Raw genomic sequence first — 14,513 nt, forward strand, 5'->3', positions numbered from 1 at the left:
CCCACGAGGGAAAATAATGTACCAACATCATAACTGGCAGGGTGCGCTACTGGATTATCCAGTGAGCAAAGTGGTTTGCGTCGGCAGTAATTATGCAAAACACATCAAGGAAATGGGCAGTGCGACGCCGGAAGAGCCGGTGCTGTTTATTAAACCTGAGACCGCGCTGTGCGATCTCCGTCAGCCGTTGGTGCTTCCTGAAGGGCTGGGCTCAGTGCACCACGAAGTCGAGCTGGCGGTGCTGATCGGCAGCACGCTGCGTCAGGCGACGGAAGAGCATGTGCAGAAAGGGATCGCCGGCTATGGCGTCGCGCTGGATCTCACCCTGCGCGACCTGCAGGCTAAGATGAAAAAGGCCGGGCAACCGTGGGAGAAGGCGAAAGGCTTCGATAACGCCAGTCCAATCTCCGGCTTTATCCCGGCCGCTGAGTTCCACGGCGACCCGCAGAATACGCCGTTAAGCCTGAAGATTAACGGTGAAGTGCGCCAGCAGGGAACCACAGCCGACATGATCCATAAGATTGTGCCGCTGATCGCCTATATGTCGCGCTTCTTTACCCTCAAAGCCGGGGATGTGATCCTCACCGGCACCCCGGAAGGGGTGGGGCCGCTGCACAGCGGTGACGAACTGGAAGTTGGCTTCAACGGCCTGTCGCTCACCACCCGCGTGCTGTAAGCGCTGCTTGCCGCCTTTTGGGGCGGCAAAACTTGCATCGGCGTGCCAGACTGGTTATAAGGTGCACCCTTAACTGGCAACGACGGACACTCCGATGAGCGAACAACCTTTCTGGCAACAAAAAACACTGGATGAAATGACCGACGCGGAGTGGGAATCGCTGTGTGACGGCTGCGGCCAGTGTTGCCTGCACAAGCTGATGGATGAAGACACCGATGAGATCTACTTCACCAACGTCGCCTGCCGTCAGCTTAATATCAAAACCTGCCAGTGCCGTAACTACGAACGTCGCTTCGAGTACGAGCCAGACTGCATCAAGCTTACCCGCGAAAACCTGCCAACCTTCGAATGGCTGCCGCCGACCTGCGCCTATCGCCTGCTGGCGGAGGGCAAATCGCTGCCGGCCTGGCATCCGCTGCTGACCGGCTCAAAAGCGGCGATGCATGGCGAACGCATCTCTGTTCGCCATATTGCGGTGCCCGAGTCCACCGTCGTCGACTGGCAGGATCATATCCTCAATCTGCCTGACAGGGCGCGTTAAGCGCCGGATCACGCTTTCTTCGCGTGAAACAGCCCGTTTTCACCGTCGGTTTCTTCGGCCACCCAGAAGTGAATATTGAAGCGGGCGTCGTCACTGAGTTCGACGCGGTGCCAGTACTGCGGCGGACTGGTGGCAAACTGTCCGGCATGAATGACCACTTTCTTTTCCGGCTCCGTCGCCTGCTCATCGGCAAAACCGTAATAGGTGACCGTTCCCTCCATGACGCACAGCTGACCGAAGACGCCGGCCGCGGTGTTGTGATGGCTCAGCAGGGCGGCGGGGACGTTCTCTTTAGTAAAGAACGGGGTGGAGCGTTTAACTTTCCAGTCTGCGGGGATCAGTAAAGATGACATGTGAGCTCCTGTGGGGCTTTAAAAGATGTATTTAATATGCACCTTTTAGGGGCTGTGGTCAACCACAGGCAGGAAACGATGCAACGATGCGCAGCAGACATAAAAAAACGCCCCGCAGGGCGTTTCATTGTGTGCGGTACTCGCAGCGGCTTAGCGGCCAAACAGATCGCGTTTTTTCGCTTTGAAAGGCTGAGCAATGATCACCAGGATGGCGACCAGCAGATAGGCAGCAAAAATACCGACCAGCCATTGCGGCATCTCCAGCGACAGAAATTGCCACTGACGCACTGAACAGTCGCCGGACGCGACGAAAACCTGCGGCAGCCATTTATCCAGCGGCAGCCAGGTTGGGAAGCGGGCGGCGAAATCACAGGTCTGGAACGGCGAAGGGTGCAGCTGGATCATCGTATGCTCCCACGCCAGCTGCAGTCCACGTATTGCGCTGTACAACCAGATCACCATGGCGACATAGCGCAGCGGCGTTTTGGGGGCGATGGCGCCGACCAGCCCCGCGCCCATGATGCCGAACAGTGCGCAGCGTTCGTAAATACACATCACACACGGCTGCAGCAGCATCACATGCTGGAACCACAGCGCAACGAGTTCGAGAATAAAAGCGGTTAATGCCATCAGGAGCCAGGCACCGCGTCCCCTTGAGCACTGGTTTAAATATTGCAACATAATCATTTCCCTGGAAGATGCTAAATCATGGCAGTGTAAACGAAAACCGAACCGACGCCAGCGGCCCGGCAGAAAATATTACGTAACGGGTTATTGAATGGCCCGGATGGATCCGGGCCAGGATCGGGTCAGGGCAGCGTGGGCGTGGTCACCCAGCCGTGCGCCAGCAGCCAGTTGGTGACCGGCATCAAGGTGAACTCGACGCACAGCAGGCCGACCAGCGTCAGTACGAGAGTGTAGGGCAGCGCCATCCATACCATGCGGCCATAGGAGAGTCGGATAAGCGGCGCCAGCGCGGAGGTCAGCAGGAACAGGAATGCCGCCTGGCCGTTGGGCGTGGCGACCGACGGCAGGTTGGTGCCGGTATTGATCGCCACCGCCAGCATCTCAAACTGCGGCAGGCTGATAACGCCATGTTCGAGGGCGGTTTTCGCTTCGTTAATGTAGACCGTGCCGACAAAAACGTTATCCGAAATGGACGACAGCAGGCCGTTAAACAGGTAAAAGAGCGACAGCTGCGCGTGCGGCGAGGCCTGCAGCACAAACTCAATGACCGGGGTGAACAGCTGCTGGTCGATGATCACCGCCACAATGGCAAAGAACACCGTCAGCAGCGCGGTGAAGGGCAGCGCCTCGGTGAACGCCTTGCCAATGGCGTGCTCATCAGTCACCCCGGAAAACGTGGTGGCGAGGATGATCACCGACAGGCCAATGAGCCCGACTTCGGCCAGATGAAAGGCGAGGGCGACGATCAGCCAGACACCAATCACCGCCTGGGCCAGCAGCCGCAGCTGCTCCTGACGGCTGCGCTGGGCGCGGCTGCGGTCGTCAAAGTCCTGCAGCACCTTCCGTACCGTGGGCGGCAGCGGTTCGCCGTAGCCAAACAGGCGATACTTTTCGACCAGCAGGCAGGTCAACAGCCCACACACCATCACCGGCACGGTGACGGGCGCCATGCGGATAAAGAACTCGCCAAAATGCCAGCCCGCCGCTTTGGCGATAATCAGATTTTGCGGTTCGCCAACCATGGTCATGACTCCGCCGAGGGCGGTCCCGACGCCGGCGTGCATCATCAGGCTGCGCAGAAAGCCGCGGAATTGCTCCAGCACCTCGCGGTAGTGCTGCTCGATATGGCTGTCGTCCAGCAGATCGTTATCATCAGGGCGAGCTGAAGCGACGCGGTGGTAGATGCCGTAGAACCCAACGGCGACGCTAATCACCACCGCCACCACGGTAAGCGCATCGAGAAAGGCGGAGAGGAAGGCGGCCGCCAGGCAGAAGGCCAGCGACAGCAGCATCTTGCTGCGGATCCCCAGCAGCAGGCGCGTGAAGACGAACAGCAGCAGTTGTTTCATAAAGTAGATGCCCGCGACCATGAAGATCAGCAGGAGCAGCACTTCAAGGTTGCCGGCGATCTCGTCCCGCACATGCGTCGGGCTGGTCATGCCGATCAGCAGCGCCTCAATGGCCAGCAGGCCGCCCGGCAGCAGCGGATAGCACTTCAGCGCCATGGCGAGGGTAAAGATAAACTCAACCACCAGCAGCCAGCCGGCGACAAACGGCGCCACGGCAAACACCAGCGGGTTTACGATTAAGAAAATGATTAATGCCAGCTTGTACCAGTCCGGCGACTGGCCAAGAAAATTGCGCCACAGCGCGCGGCCATATGAAATTTCCACGACAGAATCCTTCCCCGTCAATTAGTACATGATTTTGTGCGTAACTATTGGCAAGAGTATCAGTTGAGCAAAATGAGAAGCAACTTTCTTCGCACCGCGGCGGCGGTGACGGGTGATAAGGAAAAGCGCAAAGTAAAAACGGAAAATGAAACGGCGATCCCTTTTTAATTCACTTGCGATGCTATCTGCGCTATAGCGGCTCTGGTATGATGAGTGCAATTGCAACAATGTGTAATGGAAATATTATTATGGTCATTAAGGCGCAGAGCCCTGCGGGTTTCGCGGAAGAGTATATCATTGAGAGCATCTGGAATAACCGCTTCCCACCTGGATCGATTCTCCCCGCTGAACGCGAGCTTTCTGAGCTGATCGGTGTCACCCGCACCACTCTGCGCGAAGTGTTGCAGCGTCTGGCGCGTGACGGCTGGTTGACCATTCAGCATGGCAAACCCACCAAAGTGAATAACTTCTGGGAGACCTCCGGGCTGAATATCCTCGAAACGCTGGCACGCCTTGATCACGACAGCGTGCCGCAGCTGATTGATAACCTGCTCTCCGTGCGCACCAATATTTCCACGATTTTTATTCGCACCGCGTTCCGTCAGCATCCGGATAAAGCGCTGACGGTACTGGACAGCGCCCGGGAAGTGGAAGATCACGCCGACGCCTTTGCCGACCTCGATTACAATATCTTCCGCGGTCTGGCGTTTGCCTCCGGCAACCCGATTTACGGCCTGATCCTCAACGGCATGAAGGGGCTGTATACCCGCATCGGCCGCCACTATTTCTCCAGCCCGGAAGCGCGCAGCCTGGCGCTGGGCTTTTATCATCAGCTGGCGAAGGTGTGCGAAGGCGGCCTGCACGATCAGGTGTACGAGCTGGTCCGTCGCTACGGCCATGACAGCGGGGAGATCTGGCATCGGATGCAGAAATCGCTGCCCGGCGATTTAGCCATGAATATGCGTTAAGCCGGATATTGGCGATCGATAAACACAATAAGGGGGCCAGTGGCCCCCTTCGTCGTTTTCATCGTCCCGCAATGTTATAGCGCGTTCGGGCGCGCCGGGCAGCGGTCCAGCAGCTCAATGCTGCCGTCGGCGTTCTGCTGCTCCAGCAGCACATCGAATCCCCACAGACGATGCACATGTTTCAGCACTTCGCGCCGGCCTTTGTCCAGTGGGACGCGATTGTGCGGCACATAGCGCAAGGTCAGCGAGCGGTCGCCGCGCAGGTCAACGTTCCACACCTGGATGTTCGGCTCAAGATTGCTGAGGTTATACTGCGCCGAGAGCTTGTTGCGGATCTCGCGATAGCCCTCTTCGTTGTGAATCGCCGAGATCTCAAGATAATTGTTGTGATCGTCGTCGAGCACGGTAAAGAAGCGGAAATCGCGCATGATCTTCGGCGACAGGAACTGGCTGATAAAGCTCTCGTCCTTGAAGTCACGCATGGCGAAATGCAACGTTTCCAGCCAGTCAGAACCGGCGATATCCGGGAACCAGTACTTGTCCTCTTCGGTGGGCGACTGACAGATGCGCTTGATGTCCTGGAACATGGCGAAGCCCAGCGCGTAGGGGTTAATCCCGCTATACCACGGACTGTTGTACGGCGGCTGGAACACCACGTTAGTGTGACTATGGAGAAACTCCAGCATAAAGCGCTCCGTCACTTTCCCTTCATCATAGAGATGGTTGAGGATGGTGTAGTGCCAGAAGGTGGCCCACCCCTCGTTCATCACCTGGGTCTGTTTCTGCGGGTAGAAATACTGGCTGACTTTACGCACGATGCGCAGGATCTCGCGCTGCCACGATTCGAGCAGCGGGGCGTTCTTCTCCATAAAGTACAGCAGGTTCTCCTGCGGTTCGGAAGGGTAGCGACGGGCGGACTCAATCGCTTTTTCTTCCTCGCGCTTCGGCAGAGTGCGCCACAGCATATTCACCTGGCTTTGCAGATACTCTTCCCGGCTTTTCTGCCGCGCTTTCTCCTCCTGCAAGGAGATTTTTTGCGGACGTTTATAGCGGTCGACGCCGTAGTTCATCAGCGCGTGGCAGGAGTCGAGCAGTTTCTCCACTTCGTCGACACCATAGCGCTCTTCACACTCGGTAATGTATTTGCGGGCGAAGATCAGGTAATCGATGATCGAGCTGGCGTCGGTCCAGCTGCGAAACAGATAGTTATTTTTAAAGAATGAGTTGTGCCCATAGCAGGCGTGCGCCATGACCAGCGCCTGCATGGTGATGGTGTTTTCTTCCATCAGGTAGGCGATACAGGGGTTGGAGTTGATGACTATCTCATACGCCAGGCCCTGCTGGCCGTGCTTATAGGCCTGCTCGGTCTCAATGAATTTCTTGCCGAACGACCAGTGCGGATAGTTGATGGGCATACCGACGCTGGAGTAGGCGTCCATCATCTGCTCGGAAGTAATGACTTCGATCTGGTGCGGGTAGGTATCAAGACGATAGAGCTTGGCGACCCGGTCCACTTCGGCCAGGTAGGTCTCCAGTAACTCGAACGTCCAGTCGGGTCCATCGCTTAAACGGGTGGTGTCCCTGTTCATGGAGTCAATCGTAGCCATTAGCGCGCCCTCGTTGTTGTTGGTTTTCTCTGAACGGAAAACCTCTAAACAAGCATAGAACACCGGATGGCAAACTGTATCGTCAGACAATTTCTTTTCTTCGCGATTTCCCCATCTCAAAGCCGTTTTTTGCGCTTATTTACAGAATTTAATGCTGGGTAAAAATAAAGCGCAGCATGAGATCGTAAATCTCGCAGCGCAGGGCTGGTGCGGTTTGCTGTGAGTTAAGTCACCATAAATAAAGCGTATGTTGAATAATATTTTCAACTGAGTTATCAATTTGTAATTAGATGATTGTTCTTTAACTGTTACGGAGTCGCTATGCGTGTCGTCATACTGGGAAGTGGGGTGGTTGGGGTAGCCAGCGCGTGGTATTTGAGTCAGGCGGGTCATGAGGTGACGGTTATCGACCGTCAGCCTGGTCCGGCAGAGGAGACCAGCGCGGCCAACGCCGGGCAGATTTCTCCCGGCTATGCGGCGCCCTGGGCGGCGCCGGGGGTGCCGCTGAAGGCGATCAAATGGATGTTTCAGCGCCATGCGCCGCTGGCGATCGGTCTTGACGGCACGTCGTTCCAGCTGAAGTGGATGTGGCAGATGCTGCGTAACTGCGACACCCGCCACTATATGGAGAACAAAGGCCGTATGGTGCGCCTGGCGGAGTACAGCCGCGACTGCCTGAAAGCGCTGCGCGACACCACCGGCATTCAGTATGAAGGGCGTCAGGGCGGGACGCTGCAGCTGTTCCGGACCGCCAAACAGTATGAAAATGCCACCCGCGACATCGCGGTGCTGGAAGACGCCGGCGTGCCGTACCAGCTGCTGGAAGCGAAGCGGCTGGCGGAGGTGGAGCCGGCGCTGGCGGAAGTCAGCCATAAACTGACCGGCGGCCTGCGCCTGCCCAATGATGAAACCGGCGACTGCCAGCTGTTTACCACCCGGCTGGCGGCAATGGCGGAACAGGCCGGGGTCACTTTCCGCTTCAACACCGCAGTGGACGCCCTGCTACAGGAGGGCGATCGCATTGCCGGGGTGAAATGCGGCGATGAGATTATCAAGGGCGATGCCTATGTGATGGCCTTCGGCTCCTACTCAACGGCGATGCTTAAAGGGCTGGTGGATATACCGGTCTATCCCCTGAAAGGCTACTCATTGACCATTCCGATTGCCCAGGAGGACGGCGCGCCGGTTTCCACTATCCTTGATGAAACATACAAAATCGCTATTACCCGCTTCGATCAGCGCATTCGCGTCGGCGGCATGGCCGAGATCGTCGGTTTTAACAAAGCGCTGCTGCAGCCGCGTCGCGAAACCCTGGAGATGGTGGTGCGCGATCTGTTCCCGCGCGGCGGCCACGTGGAGCAGGCGACGTTCTGGACCGGCCTGCGGCCGATGACACCGGACGGCACGCCGGTGGTCGGCCGCACGGCGTATAAAAATCTGTGGCTCAACACCGGCCACGGCACGCTTGGCTGGACCATGGCCTGCGGCTCCGGGCAGCTTATCAGCGATCTGATCTCCGGGCGCACGCCGGCGATCCCTTACGACGATCTGGCGGTCGCCCGCTACAGCCCCGGGTTCACCCCGGCGCGTCCGCAGCATCTGCATGGCGCACACAACTAAGGAGCTTGCATGACCCGTCCGGTAGTGGCCAGCATCGACCTGCTGGCCTTGCGGCAGAATTTACAGATAGTGCGTCGCGCGGCCCCTGGGTCGCGCCTGTGGGCGGTGGTCAAGGCCAACGCCTACGGCCACGGCGTGGCGCGCGTATGGAGTGCGTTAAGCGGGGCGGATGGTTTCGCCTTGCTCAACCTGGAAGAGGCGATCCTGCTGCGCGAGCAGGGCTGGAAAGGTCCGATCCTGCTGCTGGAGGGCTTCTTCCATGCCGATGAGCTGGCGGTGCTCGATCAATATCGCTTAACCACCAGCGTCCACAGCAACTGGCAGATTAAGGCGCTGCAGCAGGCGAAGCTGCGCGCGCCGCTGGATATCTATCTCAAGGTGAACAGCGGCATGAACCGGCTGGGCTTTATGCCGGAGCGGGTGCATACCGTCTGGCAGCAGCTGCGGGCGATAAGCAACGTCGGCGAAATGACGCTGATGTCGCACTTCGCGGAGGCGGAGAACCCGCAGGGGATTGTCGAGCCGATGCGCCGTATCGAACAGGCGGCGGAGGGGCTGAATTGCCCGCGCTCGCTGGCCAACTCGGCGGCGACCCTCTGGCATCCGGAAGCGCATTTTGACTGGGTGCGTCCGGGCATCGTGTTGTATGGCGCGTCGCCTTCCGGGCAGTGGCAGGACATCGCGAACACCGGGCTGAAGCCGGTCATGACGCTGCGCAGCGAAATCATCGGCGTGCAGAACCTGCGCCCCGGCGAGGCGATTGGCTATGGCGGCCTGTACCGCACCACCCAGGAGCAGCGGATCGGCATCGTCGCCTGCGGCTATGCCGATGGCTATCCGCGGGTGGCGCCGAGCGGCACGCCGGTGCTGGTGGATGGCGTACGCACCACTACCGTTGGACGCGTATCGATGGATATGCTGGCGGTCGATTTAACGCCTTGTCCGCAGGCCGGGATCGGCGCGCCGGTCGAGCTGTGGGGCAAAGAGATTAAAATCGACGACGTGGCGGCCAGCAGCGGCACCGTCGGCTATGAGCTGATGTGCGCCCTGGCGCCGCGGGTGCCGGTTGTGACCCTGTAACCTATTCCGGGGCGGATCACTCCGCCTCGTCTTCCGCGACCCGCACCCCAACCTTCAGCACGTGATCGTTCTCTTTTTCCGCCACCGTCCACACCATCCCGGCGAACTCCACCTGGTCCCCCACCACCGGCGCCGCGCCCAGCAGCTGCTGCACCACTTCCCCGAGCGACTGCTGATGCTCGCGGAACTCCTCTCCGCCGTCGAGGCCGTAGATTTGCGCCACATCGGCGAAGCGGGCCTCGGCATCAAGAATGAAGTCGCCGAAAAAGCGCTGATCGAGCGCCACCGGCGGCGACTGGCTGAACATTTTACCCAGTGCCGGCAGGTCGTGCTCGCGACCAATGACGCACAGGATATCGCCTTCCCGCAGGCGGGTGCTGCCGGTGGGGTGCAGCAGGGCATTGTTGCGAAACAGCGCCGCAATCCGCGTCTCCGGCGGCATATGCAGATCGCGCAGCGCCGCGCCGATGCACCACTTATCGGCGCCCAGCTGATAGACAAACTGCTCCCACGGGTTTTCCGGGTGAATATCCAGCCCGACGCGGGAGATGGGCCAGCTGATGGGCGGCACCACCACTTTGGCTTTCTTCGCCGCCCACGACAGCGAAGTGCCCTGCAGCAGCAGCGACACCAGCACCACGAAGAAGGCGACATTGAAGAACAAGCGGGCGTTGTCCAGCCCGGCCATCATCGGGAACACCGCGAGAATGATGGGCACCGCGCCGCGCAGGCCAACCCAGCTGATAAACACCCGTTCGCGCAGGTTAAAGCCGCGAAACGGCAGCAGGCCGGCAAACACCGACAGCGGGCGGGCAATGAAAATCATCCACATCGACAGCAGCAGCGCCGGGATGGCGATCGGCAGCAGGTCGGATGGCGTCACCAGCAGGCCCAGCACCAGGAACATGGCGATCTGCGCCAGCCATGCCAGGCCGTCGAAGTTCTGCAGGATACCGTGTCGGTTGCGGATCGGCCGGTTGCCCAGCAGAAAGCCGCAGAGATAGACGGCAAGGATACCGCTGCCGTCGAGGGTGGTGGTGACGGCGAAAATCATGATCCCGCCGCTCAGCGCCAGCAGCGGATAGAGCCCGGCGGGCAGCACGATGCGGTTAATCATCTGCAGCAACAGGTAGCCGCCGCCGAGGCCGATGGCGATCCCGAGGCCAAACTGCTGGATGATATGCACGGCGAACATCCAGCTGAGGCCGGTCTGGTGCTGCTGGATCATTTCGATCAGGGTGATGGTCAGGAAGACGGCCATCGGGTCGTTACTGCCTGACTCAATCTCCAGCGTTGAGCCGACGCGCTCGTTGAGCCCCTTGCCGCCGAGCAGCGAGAAGACCGCCGCGGCGTCGGTGGAGCCGACAATGGCGCCGATCAGCAGGCCTTCGATCATATCCAGCTTGAACAGCCAGGCCGCCATCATCCCGGTCAGCGCCGAGGTGATCAGTACCCCGACCGTCGCCAGCGACAGCGCAGGCCACAGTGCGACACGAAAGGAGCTGGCCTGGGTGCGCATCCCGCCGTCCAGCAGGATCACCGCCAGTGCCAGGTTACTCACCATATAGGCGAAGGGGTAGTTGTCGAAGGGGATGCCACCGATGCCGTCAATGCCTGCCAGCATCCCGATGGCCAGAAAGATGACCAGAATCGGGATGCCAAGGCGCGAAGAAAAGGAGCTCAATAAGATACTGCAGGTTACTAAAACAGAACCCAGAATAAACAGACTAATGACCGCAGCGGCGTCCAATGTTCACGTACTCCCTGACTGGCGTGAAAAAATGGCTAAAAGTGACACTATTTTAACAATTCGCAGGGGATCCGCCTATGCGTCCGGGAAATTTATTCTGTCAGCACCGGGTGGCCGCTGATCGTCAGAGTGGTGGTAGCTGCCTGATTCACCAGTCGCGCGCGGGCGCCCAGCGGCAGGGTCACCGTGCGCTGCTCGTGGCCAAACTCCAGTCCGCTAATCAACGGCAGGGAAAGCTGCTGGCGCAGGTAATCAAAGACCTGCGGCAAATCGTACCCCGCGTCATAGTCGTTTGGCGCGCTGCCGGTGAAGCTGCCGAAGATCACTGCTTTCTGCGCCGCCAGCACGCCGCTATGCAGCAGCTGAAGCAGCATGCGCTCGACGCGGAACGGGTGTTCGTTGATATCCTCCACCACCAGGATGCCGTCGCGGATCGACGGTAGCCACGGCGTGCCGATAAGCGAGGTCAGCATCGCCAGATTTCCCCCCCACAGGGTGCCTTCCACCTGGCAGTTCGGCCCTTCGCCCGGCCATTCGAGGGTAAATTCCGCCTGGCGTAGCGCCTGCCAGAAATGGTGCTCGGTAAACGGATCGAGGGTCTCCGCGCCGAAGTTGCCCGCGAGCATTGGCCCGCTGAAGGTGATGACGTTGCCCGTAGCCAGCAGGCCCGACTGGATAGCAGTGAAATCGCTGTGGCCGCAAATCAGCAGTGGGTCGCGCTGCTGGCGGGCAATCAGTCCCTGCCAGTCGATATGCGGCAGCAGGCGACTGGCGCCGTAGCCGCCGCGCACCGCGAGGACGATACGGTTGCGCCCGGGCAGCTGGGCCAGCTGGTTAATATCGGCCAGGCGTTCCTGTTCAGTCCCGGCGAAACGCTGCTGCCGGCGGGGAATGACCTGCTGGTGGGCCACCTCATGTCCGGCCTGCTGCAGACGCTCGACGCCGCGGGCTGCCGCCTGCTGGTTGATGCAATAACCCGATGGCGCGACCAGATAAAACTGAGACATGATAATTCCTTGCTATGAATGAAAGGGTTATGATGCCGCCTGGAATGGCGATTGTCATCTCCAGGTGGCTAACTTCAGTCCGCACCCGTCATCCTTCAGGTTGTCGGCCGGCGGGGGACGTACCGCTGCCGTCGTTCTGCAGCATGATGGCGTTTGGGTAGATAAGGATAGATGTGTGAAATTGAGATGGTTGCTTATTTTAGTCGTTTTTCTGGCCGGTTGTAGTTCGAAACATGATTACACTAACCCGCCGTGGAACCCCGAGGTCCCGGTGAAGCGGGCGATGCAGTGGATGCCGATCAGTGAAAAAGCCGGCGCCGCCTGGGGCGTGGACCCGCAGCTGATCACGGCGATCATCGCCATCGAGTCGGGCGGTAATCCTGCGGTGGTGAGTAAATCCGGCGCCGTCGGGCTGATGCAGCTCAAGCCGTCGACCTCCGGACGCGATGTCTACCGGCGGATGGGCTGGCGCGGCGAGCCGTCGGTCAGTGAGCTGAAAAACCCGGAACGTAATATCTCGATGGGGGCCGCCTATCTGAGCATTCTGGAGAACGGTCCGCTGGCGGGGATCAAAGACCCGCAGGTGATGCGCTACGCGGTGGTGGTCTCCTATGCCAACGGTGCCGGCGCCCTGCTGCGCACCTTCTCGTCGGATCGCCAGGACGCCATCGATGAGATTAACGATCTCGACGCCGATGAGTTCTTCGAGCATGTGGTGAAAAAACACCCGGCACCGCAGGCGCCGCGCTATATCTGGAAACTGCAGAAAGCGCTGGACGCCATGTAGGCCTACGCTCACCCCGCTGACCTGGCGGGGTGAGTGCTTCTCACTCGCCTAATCCTCGGTACGCAGCGAGGAGATAGCGCTCATCGGCGCAATGAGCGTTTTATAGTCCCGGTAGCGCTCGGGAAGGGATCCTGGGCCGTTCACCGCCACGCAGAGCATGGCTGTCGCGTCATCTTCCTGATCGCCTTTCAGCGCTAACGCTTCTCGTAACGCATCGATGCAGGCATGGGCGTCATGATGTGAGATGCCGCAGATATCGAGACGAATGGTTTTGCTAATGGCTTCTATCCATAACCCGCCCCACAAAACGCAACCCGTGGGCATGAGCAGGCAACTAAAGATGCTGTACGCGGTGAAGTCGAGCCAGATAAAGGTCTTACTGAAAACGATAATGCCGAGGGCGAGCGAAGGGATGCTGATGGCCAGCATATTACACCCGCGGCGCAGCGGACTTAAGGCTAAGCCCGCGCTCGCTATCTGTTCCTGCCAGAGGTTACGTCCGGCAATACTCAGGCTGCAGGGCAGATCTTCATGACACGGCTTTCGCACCTCAAAATGGTCAAACAGTATTCTTTCAATGACGTTCATTTCCTGGTTTGCATAGCGTCCGTTGGCCAAAACCTGCCCGGCCTCCGGGATCCACAGATACTTTTTACTGAGTAAGCTGAACATCGCCAGCTGGATCACCCGGGTCCCTTCTCCGGTCAGCCAGGCCAGCAGCCATGGACTGACCTCCGTCGCGTGCGGCTGGGGCTGAGCCGCTGGCCGTGTCACGACGATCGTCGTACCGATAGCAATATAGATACCCGGGACGATAAACATAAATCCGCCAAGAAACAGCAGTGGATGCAGATGCATCATAAAATTCCACATACTGTCCCCTCGTTAATCCAGGCGCTGCAGACAAAAGGGATACTGAATAAGGTTGATGATTTTTACATATTCAGCAAATCTTTCGGGAAGCAGGGTGGTTGTACCAATCGCCACGCAATAATCGGCGTTTTCATCGGTCAGGGTATCTGCGTCAGCAATAAGCGTCTCTTTCAGGGTATCAATATAGTGGTGAAGAATATTAATAGCGATCCCCTCCCGGTCGAGCCGGGTGGCATTTAAGGTGATGCATAATAGCCACAGCCACCACAGTCCGGAAACCATAAACATCACCAGCCAGCTCAATACGCTGGAGTGAATTATCGCCTGATGATCAAATAGTGTTTTCCAGACGAGCACAGCGATTAACAGCAGGGAGGGGGCGGCAATCACTATCATGTTCCACGTTTGGTGCGTTGGGCTTAGCCGTAGTCCACTGCAGTGGGGATCGGTAGCCCAGTGGTTTTGTTCAGCGACGTGCAGAGAAAGCGGGAGATCCTGGTGACAGGATTTTGGCGTAGCGAAATGGTCAAACAGTATTTTTTCCACGCAGGTCATTTTGCATTCGGCATACTGCTGATTGGCGCAGAGCTGAATATCTTCAGCAGAATGGATGAGGGTGACATAGTTTTTTCTTAACAGCCGGAACATGGCCAGCTGAATGACGCGGGTGGCGCGATGACGTAGCCAGGCTAAAAAAGAGGGGGAGATAGAATAGGGCGCCGGAACGGCGGTGGTATTTCCAGCAGGGCGGGTCTTCGCAATAATGATATTCAGCAGAATATATATCACTGTGGTGGATAATACATAATAACCCATAAATGATAACGGATGTAAATTGGCAATATAGCTAATGACGGGGTTCACTTTTATTCCTTGTGAGCGCTATAACCG

At 58.5% G+C, this 14,513-nt stretch carries 14 protein-coding genes and 1 pseudogene; 7 read left to right on the plus strand and 8 right to left on the minus strand.

Annotated elements, in window-relative coordinates; translation table 11 throughout:
- Window positions 1–16 precede the first annotated feature (16 nt).
- Window positions 17–676, plus strand: a complete 660-nt coding sequence (locus CW267_RS02930; RefSeq protein ID WP_012967776.1) for a fumarylacetoacetate hydrolase family protein — start codon at window positions 17–19, stop codon at window positions 674–676.
- A gap of 94 nt (window positions 677–770) precedes the next feature.
- On the plus strand, window positions 771–1,217 hold the full coding sequence (locus CW267_RS02935) for a YcgN family cysteine cluster protein (RefSeq protein WP_008804304.1): 447 nt from the start codon (window positions 771–773) through the stop codon (window positions 1,215–1,217).
- Between the two features lie 8 nt (window positions 1,218–1,225).
- On the opposite strand, the gene CW267_RS02940 is transcribed toward CW267_RS02935, so the two are convergent.
- The 3 genes from CW267_RS02940 to nhaB all read right to left on the minus strand — a co-directional run bounded on the left by CW267_RS02940 (window position 1,226) and on the right by nhaB (window position 3,930).
- Window positions 1,226–1,570 carry a DUF1971 domain-containing protein gene (locus CW267_RS02940; RefSeq protein WP_022065914.1) on the minus strand — a complete coding sequence of 115 codons (345 nt, stop codon included), beginning with the start codon at window positions 1,568–1,570 and terminating at the stop codon, window positions 1,226–1,228.
- 150 nt (window positions 1,571–1,720) lie between these two features.
- Entirely contained in the window at window positions 1,721–2,251 is a 531-nt protein-coding gene (dsbB, locus tag CW267_RS02945) for a disulfide bond formation protein DsbB (protein ID WP_008804305.1), read from the minus strand.
- A gap of 128 nt (window positions 2,252–2,379) precedes the next feature.
- Complete coding sequence (gene nhaB, locus CW267_RS02950; protein ID WP_032735956.1) at window positions 2,380–3,930, minus strand: sodium/proton antiporter NhaB; 1,551 nt, start codon at window positions 3,928–3,930, stop codon at window positions 2,380–2,382.
- Between the two features lie 248 nt (window positions 3,931–4,178).
- Between nhaB and fadR the strand changes: the two genes are divergently transcribed.
- Window positions 4,179–4,898 carry a fatty acid metabolism transcriptional regulator FadR gene (gene fadR, locus CW267_RS02955; protein WP_022065917.1) on the plus strand — a complete coding sequence of 240 codons (720 nt, stop codon included), beginning with the start codon at window positions 4,179–4,181 and terminating at the stop codon, window positions 4,896–4,898.
- Window positions 4,899–4,972: 74 nt separating this feature from the next.
- Here fadR and CW267_RS02960 read toward each other — a convergent pair whose 3' ends face one another.
- On the minus strand, window positions 4,973–6,505 hold the full coding sequence (locus CW267_RS02960) for a SpoVR family protein (protein ID WP_004203310.1): 1,533 nt from the start codon (window positions 6,503–6,505) through the stop codon (window positions 4,973–4,975).
- Between the two features lie 88 nt (window positions 6,506–6,593).
- Here CW267_RS02960 and CW267_RS30285 point away from each other — a divergent pair.
- The 3 genes and pseudogenes from CW267_RS30285 to dadX all read left to right on the plus strand — a co-directional run.
- Window positions 6,594–6,728, plus strand: a pseudogene (locus CW267_RS30285) (hypothetical protein); the annotation flags it as partial.
- A gap of 98 nt (window positions 6,729–6,826) precedes the next feature.
- Window positions 6,827–8,125, plus strand: a complete 1,299-nt coding sequence (locus CW267_RS02965; RefSeq protein ID WP_008804309.1) for a D-amino acid dehydrogenase — start codon at window positions 6,827–6,829, stop codon at window positions 8,123–8,125.
- Between the two features lie 9 nt (window positions 8,126–8,134).
- Entirely contained in the window at window positions 8,135–9,205 is a 1,071-nt protein-coding gene (gene dadX / locus CW267_RS02970) for a catabolic alanine racemase DadX (RefSeq protein WP_048330463.1), read from the plus strand.
- Between the two features lie 16 nt (window positions 9,206–9,221).
- Here the strand turns inward: dadX and CW267_RS02975 are convergent, their stop codons facing one another.
- A complete protein-coding gene (locus CW267_RS02975; RefSeq protein WP_008804311.1) occupies window positions 9,222–10,955 on the minus strand; it encodes a potassium/proton antiporter in 1,734 nt (577 codons plus the stop codon).
- A 92-nt stretch (window positions 10,956–11,047) separates the two neighbouring features.
- Window positions 11,048–11,962 carry a muramoyltetrapeptide carboxypeptidase gene (gene ldcA / locus CW267_RS02980; protein ID WP_016161371.1) on the minus strand — a complete coding sequence of 305 codons (915 nt, stop codon included), beginning with the start codon at window positions 11,960–11,962 and terminating at the stop codon, window positions 11,048–11,050.
- A gap of 175 nt (window positions 11,963–12,137) precedes the next feature.
- On the opposite strand from ldcA, the gene emtA reads away from it, so the two are divergent.
- The gene (emtA, locus tag CW267_RS02985) at window positions 12,138–12,749 is read left to right on the plus strand and encodes a membrane-bound lytic murein transglycosylase EmtA (protein ID WP_008804313.1); all 612 of its coding nucleotides are present in this window, start codon (window positions 12,138–12,140) and stop codon (window positions 12,747–12,749) included.
- 48 nt (window positions 12,750–12,797) lie between these two features.
- Here emtA and CW267_RS02990 read toward each other — a convergent pair whose 3' ends face one another.
- Both CW267_RS02990 and CW267_RS02995 read right to left on the minus strand, forming a co-directional pair.
- The gene (locus CW267_RS02990; protein ID WP_023297865.1) at window positions 12,798–13,622 is read right to left on the minus strand and encodes a TIGR04222 domain-containing membrane protein; all 825 of its coding nucleotides are present in this window, start codon (window positions 13,620–13,622) and stop codon (window positions 12,798–12,800) included.
- Window positions 13,623–13,634: 12 nt separating this feature from the next.
- Complete coding sequence (locus CW267_RS02995) at window positions 13,635–14,486, minus strand: hypothetical protein (RefSeq protein WP_023297864.1); 852 nt, start codon at window positions 14,484–14,486, stop codon at window positions 13,635–13,637.
- Between the last annotated feature and the right edge of the window lie 27 nt (window positions 14,487–14,513).

Origin of the sequence: Klebsiella sp. X1-16S-Nf21, from assembly GCF_002837615.1 — a bacterium.
GTDB lineage: Bacteria > Pseudomonadota > Gammaproteobacteria > Enterobacterales > Enterobacteriaceae > Klebsiella > Klebsiella variicola.